The organism is Cupriavidus sp. 05N40, assembly GCF_056397305.1.
In genome coordinates, this window is record NZ_JBFTND010000141.1 from 1 (window position 1) to 18,551 (window position 18,551).

Sequence of the window (18,551 nt, forward strand, 5' to 3'; positions counted from 1 at the left end):
ACCACACACCGCGCATGACATCCGCATCCACGATCCAGCCGGCGCGTCATCGATCGGCGCCGGCAACGGCGCCCAGCTAGCGGCACACGCTTTCGACATCGGGCCCGCCACATCCCATTCCAAGAACGGGCCTTCCACAATCAGGAGACAACATGCTGCACCGCAGAAGCTTTCTTGCGGCGTGCACGGCTGCGGCCGTCGCCACGCTCTGCACACCGTTTGCCGGACTGGCCCAGGGGTCGGACAACTGGCCGTCCCGGCCCGTGCGCATCATCGTGCCGTTCCCCGCGGGTGGCACCAGCGACATCATGGGGCGCCTGATTGCCGACCAGCTTGGCAAGGTGCTGAAGCAACCGTTCATTGTCGAGAACAAGGGTGGTGCCGGCGGCGTGATCGGCGCGGAGCAGGCGGCGAAGGCGTCAGCGGACGGCTACACGCTGCTGCTGTCGGGTATCGGCAGCAATGCCATTGCGCATGGCATGTCGCCTCGGCCGAACTACGACTCGTCGAAGGATTTCATCCATATCTCACAGCTTGAATCGGGCCCGAACGTACTGGTGGTCAATCCATCCTTCCCGGCGAAGACATTCAAGGAGTTCGTCGCCTATGTGAAGGCGAATCCAGGCAAGGTCAACTACGGCGTGACGAACGCTTCGTCGGGGCACCTGGCGATGGAGTTGCTGCGCCAGACGGCGAAGCTGGACATGGTGGGCGTGCCGTATCGCGGAGGTGGGCCCGCGCTGACCGACGTGCTGGCCGGGCAGATCCCGACGATGTTCGTCAACCAGGATGCCGTGCTGCCCTACGTGAAGGCCGGCAAGCTGCGCGCGCTTGCCGTGACCAGCGAGCAGCGCAATCCGCTGTTCCCGGATGTCCCGACCGTTGCGGAGTCCGGCTACCCCGGTTACTCGGCGGTGTCGTGGGTGGGCCTGTCCGCACCAAAGGGCACGCCGAAGCCGATCGTCGACAAGCTTGAAGCCGCCATGATGACGGCATTCAAACAAGCCGCCGCGCGCGAAAAACTGGAAGCCAACGGCTTCGTCGTGGTGGCGTCGAACTCGCATGACTACACGACTTTCGTCAAGACCGAAACCGACCGCTGGGCCAAGGTGATCCAGGGCGCAGGTATCAAGGCCGAATAACTCCTCATCCAACCATCATGACGACTTCAGACCGTATCGAATCCATTGACCTCTCGCTGGTCATCCTGCCGCTGGCCGCACCCATCAGCGACGCCAAGGTGCTGACGGGCCGCCAGCGGCCGCTGACTGAGATCGCGTTCATCTTTGCCGAGATCTTCACAAAGGACGGCCACTCGGGCACCGGCTTCGGCTACTCCAAGCGGGCGGGCGGCCCCGGCATGTTCGCGCATGCCAGGGAGCTGGCCGGCGAGCTGATCGGCGAGGATCCCAACGATATCGGCCGCCTGTTCAACAAGCTGTTGTGGGCCGGCGCATCGATGGGGCGCAGCGGCATGACCACGCAGGCCATTGCCCCGTTCGACGTGGCGCTGTGGGACCTGAAAGCCCGCCGCGCCGGACTGCCATTGGCCAAGCTGCTGGGCGCGCACCGCGATTCGGTGCAGTGCTACAACACGTCGGGTGGCTACCTGTCGATGCCGCTCGACCAGGTGCTCAAGAACATCGACAAGTCGCGCGAGAACGGCATCGGCGGCATCAAGATCAAGGTTGGCCAGCCTGATACCGCCGAAGACCTGCGGCGCGTGAAGGCCGTGCGCGAACATCTGGGCGACGCCTTTCCGTTCATGGTGGACGCCAATCAGCAGTGGGACCGTGCCACGGCACAACGCATGGGTCGTACCCTGGAGGCCTACGACCTGGTATGGATCGAGGAGCCGCTCGATGCGTACGACACCGAAGGCCACGCCGCGCTGGCCGCATCGCTCGACACCCCCATTGCCACTGGCGAAATGCTGACCAGTTTCGGCGAGCACGCGCAACTGATCACGGCGGGTGCGTGCGATTTCGTGCAGCCTGACGCACCGCGTGTAGGTGGCATCACGCCGTTCCTGCAGATCATGCAGCTTGCCGATTTCAAGGGGCTGCGGCTGGCGCCGCATTTCGCGATGGAGATCCATCTGCATCTGGCGGCCGCCTATCCGCGCGAACCGTGGCTTGAACATTTCGAATGGCTGGAGCCGATGTTCAACGAGCGCCTGCAATTGCGCGACGGGCGCATGGTGGTACCCGATCGTCCAGGTCTTGGCTTCAGCCTGAGCGAACAGGCCCGGCGCTGGACGAAGGATACGGCGAGCTTCGGCAAGCGGCCCTGAAGCGGGGCCCTGAAGCAGAAAGGGGCGCCTGATTGTCAGGCGCCCCTTTTCTTGCACAGGCCACGCGCTTGCACGGCAGCCTGCCGGGTGGGCCTACAGCGTGTAGTCCACGGCGGCCCACTCGAAGTACGGCTTCAGGTCTGCCACGAGCGCCTGGTGCAACGGGTGGAACAGATAGGCGTCGAGCGCGGCTGCATTGGCCACCTCCGATTCCAGCACGTAGTCCCAGCAGATCGGCCGGTCCATCTCGTTGCGCGCAAAATGCCACGAAGTGATGGCTGGAATCCCGGCGCCAAGGGCCGCCATGCGCGCCGCAAGCGCGGCCTCGCGCGGGGCGTCTGGCGCCACATCGGATTTGCGCCGGAACAGGACGATGTGTCTCAGCATGGCACCCCCTTGCGGTCGATCAGCCAGGCTGGCGCATCCTGCAGCGCAACGGGACGCAGGAAGCGGTCGAGGGCGGCGTAGCCCACCGACGTGGTAGCCGGTGCCGTCGACGCGGGGAACGGGCCGCCATGGTGCTGCGCGGCGGTCACGGCAACACCCGTCGGCACGCCTGCAAACAGTACGCGCCCCGCCACCTGGGAAGCGGCGCGAACCAGGGCAAGCGTTGCGGCATCGGGTGCGCCCGTGCCGGCGTCGACACCCCATAGCGTCACCGTGAGTGATCCGCCTACCGCACGCAGCATGTCGATGACCTGCGACGGCGCATCGGTGCGGACCACCAGCGCCGCCGCGCCGAATACTTCCTCATGCAAGCCAGTATTGGCGATGAAGGTTGCGGCGTCGGTTTGCGCCAGATACGGGCGCGGCGTGGCATCGGCATTGGCCACATCCGCCACCAGCGGACGGACGCCCGCCGCCTGGCCCCAGCGCGCGGTACCCTTGTCGAACGCGTGACGGATACCCGGCGTCAGCATGGCATGCGGGGTCAGGCCGGCAAGCTGCGTGGCGAGCGCGTCGACGAACGCGTCGCCAGCCGCATCCTTCGGCACGAGGATCACCCCGGGGCTCGTGCAGAACTGGCCGCTGCCCTGGCAGATGGACCCGGCAAGCGTCTGCGCCAGTTCCGTGGCATCGCCGCGCAACGCCGGCGGCAACACGATCACCGGGTTCACTGATCCCAGTTCGCCGAAGAACGGAATCGGTCGCGGCCGCTGCGCCGCGATCCTGGCCAGCGCCGTGCCGCCCACGAACGAACCGGTAAATGCCACGGCGGCAATGGCGTCTGCCTGTACGAGCTGGACGCCCGTGGCGATGGCCGCGCCTTCCACAAAGCCGATCAACCCGGCAGGCAGCTTCTGGTTGGCCATTACCTCCCGCGCGAGCGCCGCGGTCTGCCGCGACAATTCCGGATGGGCGGGATGGGCCTTGACTACCACGGGGCAACCGGCGGCCAGTGCAGACGCCGTGTCGCCGCCGAGCACCGAGAACGCAAACGGGAAATTGCTGGCCGCGAACATCGCCACGGGACCGAGCGGCACGCGGACGCGCGTCAGGCGAGGGCGGCCGGCAGGCGGTGCGCCAGCGACGGCCGCATCGTCCTGAACCGCAAACACGGCGCCTTGTTCGGCCACGTCGGCAAATCCACGCAACTGAAATGCCGTGCGATCGAGTTCGCCATTGAGCCGCGCCGTACCAAGCGCGGTTTCTCGGTCGGCCAGCGGGATAAGGCGCTCGCGTCCGGCCTCCAGTGCTTCGGCAAGGCCGCGCAGCAGACGCGCCCGTGTGGCGCCGGTGCTCGCTGCCCAGTCGGCGGACGCCGCGGATGCCGCAGCCACTGTGGCCGCGATCTGTGCGGGCGTCGATGCCGGCCATGCTTGGCCTGACGGCTGGCCCGTGCGGGCATCGATCGATTGCAGGGTTGGGGTATCGGTCACGCGCTTACTCGCTCTTCAGGTGATAGCCGCGCGCGGCATAGTCAAAGGCCACCAGCTCGTTGATGGTCGCGGTCTTGTCGGCTGGAGACGCGTAGTAGGCGCGGATCTCCTTGATCTTGCCGGTGGCGGGATCGAAGTCGTACCACTCGGCGCCGCGCAGGGCGGTGCCACTCTTGTTCTTCCAGTGCGTCCATTCGATCATCGCCTCGGGCTTGTCGTGGCTGATCAGGATGCGTTCGATGGTCCATTRCGAGCCGAGCGTCTCGACGCACCAGATCCATTTCCTTGCGATGGTGTCGGCCGAGCGCCAGGGCACCTCGGGCAGCCCGGCCGGGAAGTAATGCACCGCGTCGGGTGTGAAGCAGTCCACCAGCCCCCGGTAGTCGGCGGCGTTGCAGGCGTCGAAGTAGCGGCGGATCAGGGCGTCGTAGTAGTCGGGCGTGAATGTCGTCATGCGGAATTCCTTGGCAGTGGCGGGATTCAGCGGGCGCCGCCGGCGGCCGCAATCGGGGTGACGGGCGCGATCCGCGGCCGGCCGGCGGCCACCCATTCGCGATGCTGGGCGCGTGTGGCTTCACAGGGCGGGTACAGCCCCCACAACGCCTCGCCGGCCTGCACGCGCAGCGCCAGGTAGGCCTCGATGTCGTCGCGCCGTTCGCAGAGATCAGCCATTTCCTCGGCCAGATGGGCGGGCACGACGGTAATGTTGTCGCCGTCGCCGTGGATCACGTCACCGGGATAGATGGCCACGCCGGCGCAACCGATGGGCACCTGCAGGTCCGCCACGTGGTGATACGACAACCGCGTGGTGGCCGTGACGCCKGTGCTCCAGATCGGAAAGTCCATCTGGGACAGCTCGACGCCGTCGCGGAACGTGCCGTCGGTAATCACGCCACGTGCACCGCGCATCATCATCCGCGTGATCAGCATGTTGCCCATCGAGGCGGCGCGTCCGTCGCGGTTGCTGTCGATCACCAGCACATGGCCGGCTTCGATCTGCTCGACGCCGACCCATTGCAGATTGTCGGCCGACGGTTCGGTGGTCAGGTTGCCGTAGACGTCGATGTCTTCGCGCGCGGGGATGAATCGCATCGTGTACGCGCGGCCCGCAAACGGCTTGATCTTCGTGTTCAGCGGCTTCAGGCCATGCAATACGGGCTGGCGGAAGCCCTTGATGTAGAGCTGGGTCGTGAGCGATCCACTGGTCACCTTCGCCAGGCGGTCCAGTACGGAATCCGGCACATAGGGGGCCGGAGCCCGTTGCGGAATGGTGGTGAGCGGCGGCGGGGTGACGACGTGCATGCTGTGTCTCGCTGAATGAAAGTGTTGGGTGTGCTCTGATTTGTCCCATATGCTGGGACAGCTGCAGCCAGCGTGGATCGTGTGCGTCGCGCCGCTGCCTTGCAGGCATCCTAGTCAGCTTTCGGCGGTTTTAGAATGGCCGCAGGCTGGCGCCGACGGCGAATCGGCGGCCGATTTCCAAATACTGAGACAAACCGCTATGTCCGCGAATCCTGGTGACGGTACCGGCGCAATCGAGAAGGCCATCGATGTACTCGAGGCCGTTGGCGCGGCCCCCGACGGGCTGAGCCAGACTGAGTTGACCGAGCAACTGTCGCTGCCCCGCACGACGATCTATCGCCTGCTGGCCACGCTGGTGGCGCGCGGCATGCTACGTCGTGATCCCGCGCGCAAGGTCTACCGGCTGGGCTTTCGTTGCTTCGAGATGGCGCGGCAGGCCTACACGATGCCCGACCTGGTGGCGGCCGCGGCCAATGAGATGCGTGGTCTGCGCGACCTGACCGGCGAGACGTGCTACCTGGCGACGCTGGACGGACTTGAGGTGATTTCCCTGGAGCGCTGCGACGGCGCGCATAGCGAGCGCTCGGCGGCAGCGCTGGGCCAGCGCAAGCCGTTGCACTGCACCAGCCAGGGCAAGGCGATCCTGTCGGCGATGAACGGCGCCGCGCGTGACAACATCGTGCGGGAACTGACGCTCAAGCCACTGACGCCGCTGACGATCACGGACCGGCGTCGCCTGAACGCCGAACTGAACATCACGGCCGCACGCGGCTATGCCATCGACGACGAGGAGATCGTGCTGGGCGTGCGGTGTGTCGGCGCGCCGATCGTCGACAGCCAGGGCGCGGTGCGCGGGGCGATCAGCGTGGCCGGGCCGGCGTACCGGCTGACGCGCGAGCGGCTGGAACTGCTGGGTCCGGAGATCGCCGAGGCCGCGCGGCGCGTGGGCGCGGAAATCGGGGCACTCAAGCCCATTGCACCCGGCAGCGCCGTGCAGGCGGTGCCGGGGCCATGGGCGTTTCAGGGCGCGTATCCGTTCTGGGACGCGGATGCGAACCGCCTGCGGTGGGCCGATGTGCTCGCGCCGGCGGTACGCTGCCTCGATGTGGCCCCCGACGGCACCATGCAGCATCGGGTGCTGGTGCGCGTCGAGGCGCCGATTCGGGCGATGCAGCCGATGGGCGATGCGCTGCTTGTGGTGCACGACAACGGCGTGGCAATCGTGGGCGCGGATGGCAGCATACGGCCGGCCGACGCCTGGCAAGGAGCGGCGTCTGGCGTGCGGGCGCTGTGCGCGGACAAGGACGGCACACTGTGGGTGGCGGTGCCTGTGTCAGCCGGTGGCTGTCAGGTTGGCGCGTGGCGCGAGGGCGAAGCGTGGCAGCTCCAATGGAACATCGCCGAACCCGTGCAAGCGTTGCGCTGGTCCGCCGATGGCGGCCACCTGTATGCCACGACGCCGGGCTCTGGCTCGATTCTCGTACTGGATCCAGAGAGCCGGGCAGTGCGCCGGCTGGCCACGGTACCCAAAGGCGCGGGCAGGCCACATGGCCTGGCCATCGACGACGGCGGCGGTATCTGGACGGCGCTGTGCGACGGCTGGAGCGTGATGCGGTTCCTGCCCGATGGCACGCTGGACCGGGTGGTCGGCATGCCGGTGCCGTGTCCGTCGGACGTCTGCGTGGGCGGGGCGCAGGGCGACCGCCTGTTCATCACGTCGTCGCGGCAGCAGGTGCCGCTTGATGTGCTGGGCAAGGCAGCGTTGTCGGGGTGCCTGTTCGAACTGCACCTGTAGCGGCACGTGGCCTGCGAGGCCGATCCTCAACAATCGCCCGGATTTTCCACATGCTGGAACTGGCTGGGTATCGTGCACGGGAACGGCGCATCCGACGATTCCGTAACGGGGCGCTGGTCTATAGCATGTGAGACATACCTCGGGCACTGAGCCGGGGGTTGCCATCCGCAATGACAAAGTCCAGGACGTGGGACGACCTGGCTATACCGGAGACCCCAGTCCATGGCCAATGCTGCAAACACATCGGCGCTCCAGTTCCAGGGATACGTACGCGGCGACGGTCGCGTGGCCACCCGAAACTACCTGGGCGTGCTGATCGTCGGCAACTGCGCGGCGACAGCGGCCCGCAAGGTGGCGGACCATTTCACGGCCGAACGACTGGCCGCCTATCCCAACGTGGACGGCGTCGTGCCGTTCATCCACGAGCTCGGATGCGGCATGGAAAAGAGCGGCGAGCCGATGGACCTGCTGCGCCGCACGCTGGGCGGCAGCATCCGCAACCCGAACGTGGCCGGCGCCGTGGTGCTGGCCCTGGGGTGCGACCGCAACAACATCTACGCGTTCCTGGAGCAGGAGGAACTGGTGGAAGGGCCCATGTTGCACTCGGTGGTGCTGCAGGAGGTGGGCGGCACCACCAATTCGATCGAGGCCGGCGTGAAGGCCATCGAAGCCATGCTGCCGGCAGCCAACCAGTTCGCGCGCCAGACGGTGTCGGCCGCACACCTGACGGTCGGCCTGCAGGGCGAAGCGCTCGATGCCGAAGCGTCGCGTGTCCAGGCCGCCATCGGCGCGGCCGCTGATCAACTGGTCGCGGCCGGCGGCACGGTTATCGTTTCCGACACTGCCGCCACGGGTGCCGGGCTGGCGCAGCGGGCCAGGACCGATGCGCTGAAGCAGGAAGTCGAACAGACCATCGTCTGGTGGCGCGCCTACACGGCCGGCCGTGACACCGTAAAGCCTGCCGAGGCTACGCCCGGCGTGCCCGCGTGGTATGGCGCCGGTGCGCTGGACGCCGCTGTCCGGTACGCCGAGCCGCTCGCCGACGGCCAGCACGGCCTGGTGCTGATGGATTCACCCAGTCATGAGGCGGTGTGCGCCAGCGGCCAGGTGGCCTCGGGCGCAACGCTGCTGTGCGTGGCCCGGCCTGAAGCCACCGGCTTCGGCGCCGCCGCCGTGCCGACCGTAAACGTCGCCGTGAGTGCCACGCAGTTTGCCGAATACGAAGACGACCTTGATATCGATGGGTCGCAACTGGTGGCCGAAGGTGCCAGTGCCGAGCAGGCCGGCTTGCGGCTGCTGCAGCAGTGGCTCGCGTATGCATCGGGACAGCAAGCGCAGAGCGAATACTTTGGCACCGGCGAATCGAAATTCATGCCCTGGTCGATCGGCGTCTTTGCATAAGGAATTCCCATGAACAAAGTCACTGTAGAACCGAAGCCGCTCCGCATTCCGCCGGCCGCCAAGCCGTCCGCCGATGTGCTGCGCAACCCGTTTATCCGGCTGGATCCGAAAGACAACGTCGTGGTGGCACGCGTCGAGGTGGAGGCCGGCACGCTGGTGCCCAACGAAGGCGGCGGCACGGCGCTGCTCACGCTGGAAAAGGTGCCGGCCGGGCACAAGGTGACTACGCGTGCCATCCAGCGCGGCGAGCCGATCCTCAAGTACAACACGGTGATCGGCTTCGCACGCGAGGATCTGCCCGCCGGCACCTGGGCACACAGCCACAATATCGTGTTCGACGATGTGGTGAAGGACTATCGCCATGGCCTGGACTACGTGCCGACCCGCATCCTGCCGCCGGAGCAGCGCGCCCGCTTCATGGGCATCGTGCGGCCGGACGGCCGTGTTGCCACGCGCAACGTCGTCGGAATCTTCGCGATCAGCCATCGCGCGGGGGCGGTGGTGCGCAAGATCGCCTCGGCATTCCGGCCGGAAGCCATCGCCGGATACGCGAACGTTGACGCCGTAGCGGGCTTTGCGCATGACCAGGGCGCCGGCATGGAACTGAGCGGCGAGCCAATGGCGATGCTGCGGCGTACGCTGGGCGGCACGATCCGCAACGTCAACACGGCAGCGGCGCTGGTGGTGGCCTATGGCGAGGAAGAGAACGAACTGCTGGCCTTCCTGCAGGATCAGGGCCTGGCGCCTGGCCCCACGCTGCGCACGCTGGTCATCCGCGAGGCGGGCGGCAGCCGCAAGGCCGTCGATGCCGGCGTGGCCATCGTCCGCGAGCTGCTGCCCGAGGCCAACCGCGTGCACCGGGAGCCGGTCTCGGCCGAGCATATTTCGATCGGCCTGCAGTGCGGCGGCTCGGACGGGTTCTCGGGACTGTCGGCCAACCCGGCGCTGGGACGCGCCATGGAACTGCTGATCGAGAACGGCGGTACGGCGATCCTCTCGGAGACGTCGGAAATCTTTGGCGTCGAGCACACGCTGACCGCGCGCGCCCGCACGCCCGAAGTCGGCCAGAAGCTGGTGGCGCGCATCGACTGGTGGCTACGCTACAACGCCGGCCGCGATACGCAGATCAACGGCCAGGTCAGCCCGGGCAACAATGCAGGCGGGCTGGCCAACGTGCTCGAAAAATCGCTGGGCGGCGCCAAGAAGGGCGGCAATGCCCCGTTGATGGAGGTGTACGAGTACGCCGAGCGCGTCACGCAGCATGGCCTGGTCTTCATGGATACGCCGGGCTACGACCCGGTGTCCGCCACCGGCCAGATTGCAGGCGGCGCGAACCTGATCTGCTTCACCACGGGCCGGGGCTCGTGCTTTGGCTCCTTGCCGGCGCCGACCATCAAGCTGGCGAGCAATACGCCGATGTACGTGCGGATGGAGGCGGACATGGACATCAACTGCGGCCCGATCATCGACGGGGACGCCACGCTCGAGCAGATGGGCCGCGAGATCTTCGCGCGCATTCTGGACCACGCGTCGGGCACCAAGACCAAGAGCGAGGCGCTTGGGGTGGGCGAGCACGAGTTTGTGCCCTGGCCCGTTGGGGTCACGGTCTGACGCCTGGGTGCAGGGTTCACCCGCGCGAGACGCAGAATAGGCGGCCCGCGGCCGGGACGGAGCGCAGCACACCGGGCGCTACCGACTGCCGGGCGCTGGTGACGTGGAGCTTCTCGCCCGTTTCTCGGCCGGTGGCGACGCTCATTGGGGGGTGCGCCGGCAACGGATCAATGCAGCCGTCGGCCAACGGTTCCGCATCCAATTCGCCCGACAAGCCTTTGCTTGACCGGCCACCGCACGGAACATATCCGCCGGACTCCACATACAAGCCCTTCAGCAAGGTCGTTGCGATGCCGCAAAGTGTGGTGCGAACGCGTGAACTTGTGCGGATGGGGGCGTCATCCATTGCCTGATGAATGCCGGCGTTTTGTTTGTCCGGCGATTCTATGGCGCGGGTCTGACAATCCCAACGGTGTTCCATCAGGTGAAACGCTGGCACACGTGCGCGTGCCGTCGGTGGTATCGGTTATGGCCTGCCTAGACGCGGAAGAGGCTGATCAGTACGCCGTAAAACGCCAGGACTTGTAGATCGCCACATCATTTCGCGAGCCTGCGAAAGTTGCTGTGTATGTGCCGGCAGCGATGGGCTGCGTGGGGAGCAGGAACACTACCCCTCGAAACAAGCTCGTGTCCTCGACAGCCGAAGCCACCGAGCCAGCCTTGGATTCGGCAGGCACGAGTATGCGAGCCGGTACGCGACTGCCGCCAGGCCCCGTCAGGATGAAGTTCGAGACCTTCAGCACGTCAGATGGCTTTTCAACATTGACGCGAAACATGATCGGGGGACCGGCTCTGGCCAGATCGGGCGCTGGATTCGGGATCTCGTTGCCAGGAATGAACAAGCCGTGGACGTTGGCATTGTCGGCCGGGTAGTGGGCGCCAGTGCCGGGAGGCAGTTGTTGGCCGCCCCATTGGGCGAGGCCATAGCCACCGGTTCCGGCTGCGGTCACCACACCAAAGTTCGTCACGCAGTAATTGTCATGCATGGCAATGCCGATGGTCTCCTGATTGCTGGTAATCCCTTGCAAGTGGTAAACCGAGTTCGCCATCGTGGCAAGACAGCGACCAATCTCGCCGTTGTAAGCATTCTGTCCAACCCATTGCTTGTGCCAGCCGCCCACGGTGAGTACTTGCTGGTACGGATCGGGACTGGTGAAACCAGGATTCCCGGGGATCTCCGTGTGGCTCATCACCGCGTTGAGCTTCATATACTCCAGGTGGTTCTCGGCCGCGGCGTCCAGGGCGGCGTCTTGCCGCAACGCGCCTACACCCATTGCGATGCGCAGGGAGTTGAGCGCATTGAAGAATTCGAGGCGCGGGTCGGTTCTGGAGTAAGTGGATGTGAGCGCGATCGCAGTCGAAGCAGAAGACGACGATTCCTTCCTGATGGTCGGTGTGCGTGGCAGGTTTGAAGCGATCGTTGGAGGGGTGGCGCCAGCGCTACCTATGCTGGCGCAGACCGCGACGAAGGTAGACATCGCGGCAATTGCGAAGAGGCTCTGTTTCACGTTTTTCCGGTTATTTTAGGTCTGTACAAGCGGGGCTAAGGATCCGCGGGTGACCCTGGTAAATCCGCTTCCGGAGACTTAACGCGATACTGGGAAGATTCGTGCACAGGTGCATGCGCGCCTGGCGCGACTAGCCGGGGGCGTGGGTAGGGCGCGCCGTCGGCGCCCATGCAGATGCAAGAACCTAGAGACTGTCCAGGTACCCCCGGAGAGGGATCTGAGTATTAGTGTTTGACACGTAACGCACCCGGATGCAGTAGCACCAGGATCCGATAGGGGCCGGCGAGTCACGCAGGCGCACTACAAGCGTTTCGCGTGCTCGAGGGAGTGGACCCCAACCACCCCACGCATGACGTTTAGGCCTTCGGTGGACGCCCGGTCTTGATGGCTTCGACTTTTGCGACCGCAGTTAGCAATCGCTCTGGCGATTTCGCGGCAAGAAGCAGCAAACCTGCTCGCAGGATCTCGCAAGGCAATGTCGACTGGCGGCAAGTGGTAGTGCATCACTAGACGTGAACTAAAAATCACATAATCATTATTATGTTAAATTGTTATGCTACATAACAATGAGCACGGCGATCCCATTGGTTTAAGTGCGACCCCGATTGCTGCGGCAGCCTGCAGGCAGCGACGCTGCTCACGACTCGATATCCAGCCGCGGTCGACTCGGCCTAGCGGTGTATGGCGCACATCGTCATCTGCAAACATACGCTGGCCGGCGGAGATTGTGTGGTGACAAACGCAATACCCTTCGCCTCCAAACCTACAATGGTTTACGTGGGCGACTTCACGCAGATGTTTGACTGATACCGGATGCGTCATCGCGGCTATCCCACAGGCATTGCCCCATGCCGCTGGCAGATCAGCATTGCGCCGACATCCGACCGCGGCAGGCCATGGATGGCGGTCCAGAAAGGAGCATGATCGATGCGCTTGCCCGGGAGGCCCGGTACACGACTGCCAGGCATTGCCATCGCGGCTGGGGTCGTCATTGCTGGCCTGATCATGGTCGGGCGCGTCATCGGCTTGCTGATTGACTGGCTGTGGTTTTCCTCCGTCGGCTACGGCGACGTTTTCTGGACGATCTTTGTCACCCGGGCGCTTCTGTTCGGCGCCGTCTTCGCTGTTTCGGCGTACGCGCTATGGCTGTCCGGATGGTTGGCGCACCGCCATGCAAGGCGCCTGGGCACGCGGGGCGCGGACACGGTCCTTCCGCCAGGGGCGCCGGAAGTCCTGAGTGAATTGATCGGCGAAGTCGCGCAGCATCTTCGCTGGCGCACCACCATCGCCGGCGTGGCCGTCCTGCTCGGCTTGCTCATCGCCACGGGTGATATCACTAACTGGGACATCGCGCTTCGTTTCGTCAAGCAGGTGCCGTTCGGCAAGGCCGATCCAATCTTCGGCAAGGATATCGGCTTCTACCTGTTCTCGCTGCCTGCCTATGTCGCGCTCAGGAACTGGCTGCAACTGTTGCTCGGTGGCTGCGCGGGCGTCGCCGCCGTGGTCTACGGGTTGCGCGGCGACATCGCGATCATGCTGCCACCGCGCAGGTTGTCGCCAGCCGCCGCCGCGCACGGTTCGATCCTGCTGGGCTTGTTCTTCCTCCTGCAGGCCTGGTCTTACTGGCTCGATCGCTTTCTGCTGCTTTACGGCGACAATGGTGTCGTGGTGGGCGCCAGCTATACCGATGCCCACGTCCAGTTGCCCGTCCTGTGGTTACTTGCGGGCCTCGCCGCCGCGGCCGCGGTCGCGACATGGGCCAATTTGCGTTGGCGGGACTATCGGGTTCCCGCCGTCTCGATACTGACGATATTCGGCGGCGCAATCGTACTCACCCTGATCTATCCGGCGCTGTTCCAACGGTTCTACGTCAAGCCGAACGAACTACAGCTTGAGACGCCGTATATCAGGAACAGTATTGCGTTGACGCGGGAGGCCTATGGGCTGGCGCGGATCGCGGTAAAGCCGTTTCCGGCCGAACAAAACCTGAATCTCGCCGCGCTCGACGCCAATCGGGCAACCGTCGACAACATCCGTTTGTGGGACCTGCAGCCGTTGCGGGATACCTACGCACAGTTGCAGGAGATCAGAACCTATTACCGGTTCCTTGCGACCGATATCGACCGATACTGGCTCAGTGCCGGCTACCAGCAGGTGATGCTGTCGGCGCGGGAACTGGAGCCATCGCTGCTTCCGGCCAACGCCCAGACCTGGGTGAACCTGCATCTCCTGTTCACCCACGGCAATGGCGTCGTCATGTCACCGGTCAAGGAGAAATCCCCGGAAGGCCTGCCGACCCTCTATCTGCAGAATATTCCGCCTGTCTCCACCGGCGGGCCGACCATCCAGGAGCCGCGGCTGTATTTCGGAGAAGGCGGCAAGGACTACGTCATCGTCAATGGCAGCACGCCCGAATTCGACTATCCCAAGGCCGAGGAAAATGTCTACACGACTTATCACGGGCGGGACGGCATTGCCATTGGCAACCTGGCGCTCCAGGCACTCTTCGCCTGGCAATTCAGCGATCCCAATATTCTCGTAAGCGAGTATGTCGCGCCCGCGAGCCGGATCCTGCTCCATCGCAATATTCAGGATCGGGTGCGCACGATCGCGCCGTTCCTCACCATCGACCATGATCCCTATATCGTCGTAAGCGACGGGCGCCTTTTCTGGATCCAGGATGCCTACACTACCAGCCGGTGGTTCCCGTACTCGCCGCCGGGTTCCGAGGATGGCGACAACTACATCCGCAATGCGGTCAAGGTGGTGATCGATGCCTACCATGGCACGGTCGACTTCTACGTCAGCGATCCTGCCGATCCGCTCGTGCAAACGTACCAGCGCATCTTCCCGGGCCTGTTCAAGCCTCTGGGCAAGATGCCAGAGACGCTGCGGCAGCATATCCGCTACCCTGAAGATCTGTTCCTGATCCAGGCACAGGTCTATCGCGCGTACCACATGGAAGCGCCGGAAGTCTTCTATAACCGCGAGGATCTCTGGCAGTTCCCGCGCAACCTGGCCGACATCGACGCGGCGAAGGCTCCCGCCACGCCGATGATGCCCTACTACATGATCGTGCGGCTTCCCGCGGAGCCGCGTGCCGAGTTTGTTCTCATGCTGCCGATGGTACCTAGCCGGCGCGAGAACATGATTGCCTGGCTGGCGGCGCGTTGCGATGGACCCGATTACGGCAAACTCGTTGTCTACACGTTCCCCAAGGACAAGCTGGTCTACGGCCCGTTCCAGATCGAGGCACGCATCCAGCAAAATACGGAAATCTCACAGCAGATCTCGCTGTGGAACCAGATGGGTTCGCGCGTCATCCGCGGCCACCTGCAGGTCGTGCCCATCGAGGGCTCGATTCTTTACGTCTCGCCGCTCTACTTACGTGCGGAATCCGGGCAATTGCCTGAGTTGAAGCGCGTGATCGTCGCCTATGGAGACCGCGTCGTCATGGAGGAAACGCTGGGCGCGGCCCTGGCGGCGCTCTTCAAGGATACGCCTCCGGCGGGGATACCGCCCGGAGGCGCCGGAGGCAAGCGCGCCCGCGACGCATTAGCGCACTACAACCGAGCCATCGAGCGATTGAAGGCGGGAGACTGGGGCGGCTTTGGCATGGAACTCGATGCCATGCGCCCACTGCTTGAAGCGCTCGGCACGGAAGGTTCCGATGGACGGAAATAACCTGACTGCCCAACGGCAGCCTCCGGCCGATACTGTTTGAAAGACTCGGCATCAGTTGGCGTCGGCAACTCTCCCTGAGATCATCGATCGACGAGGGTATCAGCCATGATGGGTCAACAAAGTGGATCGCAGGACCGGCTCTTCTACTCGTTCAACCTTGACGACCATACCCTCGAATCACCTCTTATGAGGCATTGATCGATTCTTTGATCTTGTCGATCTGCGCCAGCATCTGGCGCCTCATTGCTGCCACACCGGAGGTCCATAGATCCAGAGCTGATGGTCCGCATGCTCATCGTGGGCTACTGCTTTGGCATTCGGTCCGGGCGTCGCCTCTGCGAAGAGATTCTCTTGAGCCTGGCCCGTTCGCCATCGGCCGCTTAAAGCACATCCGCGCTTCTCAAGTCGCCCTGCCCTTTCCTCTCGTCTGCATCCGTCGGGATTGTCGTGGTCGAACCAAGGCGTCGGCTGTTAGTTACCGGCTACTGTGCATGTCTGCCGATTGAGCGACCTCAATTGCGTGCTCTCGCGGCTTGGCGGATACTGGGTGCGGGCAACACGCAATGGTTGCCCGACTTCTTCATGGACGTTCCGCGGCTCTCGCTACCGGTCGAGAGCCGCTTTTTTCTGGGTCGCACCTTCGCGCAACGTTGAGCGTCGGGTTGCGCGGCCGCCGCTCACGTCGTCACACAGAACGTCCTAGTAAGCCTATAGGTTCTTGGATAGCCGATTGGAGCACTATCGGCCAAGGACGACGCGCGCGCAATCGGTCATTCCTGCGGGATAAGGAAGCGCTCGGGGCGCTTGCCCAGCCACGCCGGCGACCGGCCGCGTCCCGACCATGTCTTGCCGGTTTTGGGATCCATGTACTTCGGGGGAAGTGCCGGCTTGTCTTCGGCAGCGGGAGCGGTAGCGGCACCGGCAGGTCGGCCCCRACGCCGCCGCGGCGCCACGTCCTCCGGCGACAGGTTATACCGAGCCATCAGATCGCGAATCTGCTCAATAGCGGTCGCGACTTCGTTGGTGCGCGCCTCTTCGATCTGGGCTTCCAACGCCTGCTTCTGCGCCACCAGTTCCTGATACGTTGCCATTGTCTTCTCCAATTTTCCAGTCACAATCGACTTATACTCATTCCGGAGACGGTTCGCAAGGTATTCGCTGTCTAAAAGCTGCTGGCCAATTAAGCCCGGACGAGCTCGTCGTATTGATTTCTGGTTTGGCTCTTGGCGGAAAGGAAATTCGGCGATGACAAACGCATGGCAACCGCCCTTAAGCGCGCATACGGGTTCCCGGCAAAAAGTCCCCGCCTGAAGATGAGTTAGAGCCCATTGCGGGCGTGCCGGCATTAGACCAGCGCTCACCAGCGGCGCCAGTGCATTGGCCGACCGTCGCCCCAATTAGAGGGCTCTTGAGGTGCTACTTCACGAACAGGTTCTTGAATGCGCCTACGGCCTACGTTTCCGTCTTCCGGCCCTACTGGGCCTATTTCTTGACCAGTTGGCGATACGAGCCAGAACCAGTCATATGAGCCCCCACCAAGCCAATACTTGTGCTTGTTCACAATAAGGGTGCCCTTGTATTTACCCGCGTGGACAATTTCTAGGGTGTTTCCCTCGGTAACGAATCGCTCTTCCGCATCGCCGACGCTCACTATGTGAACGGCCCGTGACGTAACCCATGCCGTGCTTAGGAAGTAGATCGAGCGTCCGTCCGGCGAAAAGACCGGCGAATTTAGCCCGGCTAAAGCCTGCTTTGGGTTTTTGTGAGCGCGACCTTCAACTAGGCTACGCGCACCCGAGGCGTCGACACCAACTATCCAGATTTGCTCCGCATCTTCCGAACCAAGCGCGGTGTCAACTGGTCGGTGAGGTGTTCGACGAACAAAGGCAACACGTTTGCCGTCGGGAGATAAGGTTGGGGTGGCATCTAGCCCGCTCGTGGTGAGTTGTCTCGCGAAGCCGCTGTCATCGACAAAGACAATATTTCCATCTTCTGCCCTAACAGAGCCCCCGTTTGCTTCCGTGGCAAAAAGCGTAACAAGCAGCAGGGCAATCGATAGCAGGTTCATTGGTAGCCTCGGCATAGCGCCCCCTCCTTCGAGCATTTTCCTCGACGGACATTATGAGGGGCTACTCTGCTTGCGTAACTGTGCCGCAGCCCGCTTCTTGCCAAGGTAGTTCAACTTGCCCAACATTGAAACGTGAGCAGCATGGACAAGTTGACGGGGGCGCCTCAATGGCAATGCGAATAACGGCGGTCATGGTTGACCAAATCCGCTAACAAGGCTCTTACACGGGCACCAAAACGAGCAAGGGGCTACAGCGCAAATGCTGTAACCCCTTGATTTAAATGGTGGGCCTCCCGTGAGTCGAACACGGCGCCAACGGATTATGAGTCCGCTGCTCTAACCAGGCATGAGCTAGAGGCCCTATGGAGCGGGTGAAGGGAATCGAACCCTCGTCGTAAGCTTGGAAGGCTTCTGCTCTRCCATTGAGCTACACCCGCCGGGTTACCACGCTTTCTGCTTCACCGACTACCGCCGGGTTACTGCCTTGCTTTGATTCTGGTGGAGAGGGCTGGATTCGAACCAGCGTAGGCGTAAGCCAACAGATTTACAGTCTGCCCCCTTTAGCCACTCGGGCACCTCTCCGTGGAGAACTTGTGATTATGGTGTAACTCAGCAGGCCTGTCAAGCTTTTTCCACGCTATGCAAAGCAGTGGAGACAGTCCTGTGTCCTGGCCTGGCGCCCTCGGGGCTGCCTGACCGCACCACAACCACCTGTGTTCAAAAAGAACACTCTCACCCTATAGGGCGTTTGCCAGGCTCCCGGAGCGGGCGCCTGGCGGGCGTTTCCGGCCGTATTGCCTCATGTGGCGCAGCTCGGGCGCGCAGGCCCGAGCATGCCTGGACACGCCGCGCGTCCCGCGCGCCGCAAAAGCAAAACCCCCCAGTACTTGCGTACTGAGGGGTTTCAAGGGAGAGCCTGGCGATTACCTACTTTCACACGGGTAATCCGCACTATCATCGGCGTGGAGTCGTTTCACGGTCCTGTTCGGGATGGGAAGGGGTGGTTCCA

At 63.8% G+C, this 18,551-nt stretch carries 13 protein-coding genes, 3 tRNA genes, 1 rRNA gene and 1 pseudogene; 7 read left to right on the forward strand and 11 right to left on the reverse strand.

All coding sequences use genetic code 11. The annotated features are described in order from the left end of the window. Positions 1-152 precede the first annotated feature (152 nt). Positions 153-1,142 (forward strand): Bug family tripartite tricarboxylate transporter substrate binding protein, encoded by a 990-nt coding sequence (locus AC1DO7_RS27545; protein ID WP_441623366.1) that lies wholly within the window; start codon positions 153-155, stop codon positions 1,140-1,142. Between the two features lie 17 nt (positions 1,143-1,159). Next, positions 1,160-2,293 carry an L-talarate/galactarate dehydratase gene (locus tag AC1DO7_RS27550; protein ID WP_441623368.1) on the forward strand — a complete coding sequence of 378 codons (1,134 nt, stop codon included), beginning with the start codon at positions 1,160-1,162 and terminating at the stop codon, positions 2,291-2,293. 93 nt (positions 2,294-2,386) lie between these two features. Here AC1DO7_RS27550 and AC1DO7_RS27555 read toward each other — a convergent pair whose 3' ends face one another. Genes AC1DO7_RS27555 through AC1DO7_RS27570 form a run of 4 tightly spaced genes read right to left on the reverse strand, consistent with a single transcriptional unit; the run spans position 2,387 to position 5,475 of the window. Further along, positions 2,387-2,680 carry a Dabb family protein gene (locus AC1DO7_RS27555; protein ID WP_441623370.1) on the reverse strand — a complete coding sequence of 98 codons (294 nt, stop codon included), beginning with the start codon at positions 2,678-2,680 and terminating at the stop codon, positions 2,387-2,389. After that, positions 2,674-4,173 (reverse strand): aldehyde dehydrogenase (NADP(+)), encoded by a 1,500-nt coding sequence (locus tag AC1DO7_RS27560; RefSeq protein ID WP_441623372.1) that lies wholly within the window; start codon positions 4,171-4,173, stop codon positions 2,674-2,676. The genes AC1DO7_RS27555 and AC1DO7_RS27560 overlap by 7 nt, the downstream gene beginning before the upstream one ends. Before the next feature lie 4 nt (positions 4,174-4,177). Then, the gene (locus AC1DO7_RS27565; RefSeq protein WP_477116783.1) at positions 4,178-4,627 is read right to left on the reverse strand and encodes a nuclear transport factor 2 family protein; all 450 of its coding nucleotides are present in this window, start codon (positions 4,625-4,627) and stop codon (positions 4,178-4,180) included. Between the two features lie 26 nt (positions 4,628-4,653). Then, a complete protein-coding gene (locus tag AC1DO7_RS27570) occupies positions 4,654-5,475 on the reverse strand; it encodes an RraA family protein (RefSeq protein WP_441623375.1) in 822 nt (273 codons plus the stop codon). 49 nt (positions 5,476-5,524) lie between these two features. Here AC1DO7_RS27570 and AC1DO7_RS27575 point away from each other — a divergent pair, with 49 nt between their 5' ends. The 3 genes from AC1DO7_RS27575 to AC1DO7_RS27585 all read left to right on the forward strand — a co-directional run bounded on the left by AC1DO7_RS27575 (position 5,525) and on the right by AC1DO7_RS27585 (position 10,282). Beyond that, a complete protein-coding gene (locus AC1DO7_RS27575) occupies positions 5,525-7,270 on the forward strand; it encodes an IclR family transcriptional regulator domain-containing protein (RefSeq protein ID WP_441623377.1) in 1,746 nt (581 codons plus the stop codon). A 222-nt stretch (positions 7,271-7,492) separates the two neighbouring features. Further along, complete coding sequence (locus AC1DO7_RS27580) at positions 7,493-8,671, forward strand: UxaA family hydrolase (protein ID WP_441623379.1); 1,179 nt, start codon at positions 7,493-7,495, stop codon at positions 8,669-8,671. A gap of 9 nt (positions 8,672-8,680) precedes the next feature. Beyond that, on the forward strand, positions 8,681-10,282 hold the full coding sequence (locus tag AC1DO7_RS27585; protein WP_441623381.1) for a UxaA family hydrolase: 1,602 nt from the start codon (positions 8,681-8,683) through the stop codon (positions 10,280-10,282). A 497-nt stretch (positions 10,283-10,779) separates the two neighbouring features. Here AC1DO7_RS27585 and AC1DO7_RS27590 read toward each other — a convergent pair whose 3' ends face one another. Beyond that, positions 10,780-11,790, reverse strand: a complete 1,011-nt coding sequence (locus AC1DO7_RS27590) for a CAP domain-containing protein (protein WP_441623383.1) — start codon at positions 11,788-11,790, stop codon at positions 10,780-10,782. Between the two features lie 927 nt (positions 11,791-12,717). On the opposite strand from AC1DO7_RS27590, the gene AC1DO7_RS27595 reads away from it, so the two are divergent. Together AC1DO7_RS27595 and AC1DO7_RS27600 are read left to right on the forward strand one after the other, a co-directional pair. Beyond that, the gene (locus AC1DO7_RS27595; protein ID WP_441623385.1) at positions 12,718-15,474 is read left to right on the forward strand and encodes a UPF0182 family membrane protein; all 2,757 of its coding nucleotides are present in this window, start codon (positions 12,718-12,720) and stop codon (positions 15,472-15,474) included. 105 nt (positions 15,475-15,579) lie between these two features. Next, positions 15,580-15,837: pseudogene (locus AC1DO7_RS27600) on the forward strand (transposase); the annotation flags it as partial. Positions 15,838-16,244: 407 nt separating this feature from the next. On the opposite strand, the gene AC1DO7_RS27605 reads toward AC1DO7_RS27600, so the two are convergent. The 6 genes from AC1DO7_RS27605 to rrf all read right to left on the reverse strand — a co-directional run. After that, entirely contained in the window at positions 16,245-16,565 is a 321-nt protein-coding gene (locus tag AC1DO7_RS27605) for an H-NS histone family protein (protein ID WP_477116784.1), read from the reverse strand. Between the two features lie 266 nt (positions 16,566-16,831). Continuing rightward, complete coding sequence (locus tag AC1DO7_RS27610; protein ID WP_441624495.1) at positions 16,832-17,542, reverse strand: TolB family protein; 711 nt, start codon at positions 17,540-17,542, stop codon at positions 16,832-16,834. 282 nt (positions 17,543-17,824) lie between these two features. Continuing rightward, positions 17,825-17,903, reverse strand: a tRNA-Ile gene (locus tag AC1DO7_RS27615). 2 nt (positions 17,904-17,905) lie between these two features. After that, a tRNA-Gly gene (locus tag AC1DO7_RS27620) sits at positions 17,906-17,979 on the reverse strand. A gap of 59 nt (positions 17,980-18,038) precedes the next feature. Continuing rightward, a tRNA-Tyr gene (locus AC1DO7_RS27625) sits at positions 18,039-18,124 on the reverse strand. 332 nt (positions 18,125-18,456) lie between these two features. Next, positions 18,457-18,551 (reverse strand): 5S ribosomal RNA (rrf, locus tag AC1DO7_RS27630); the annotation flags it as partial.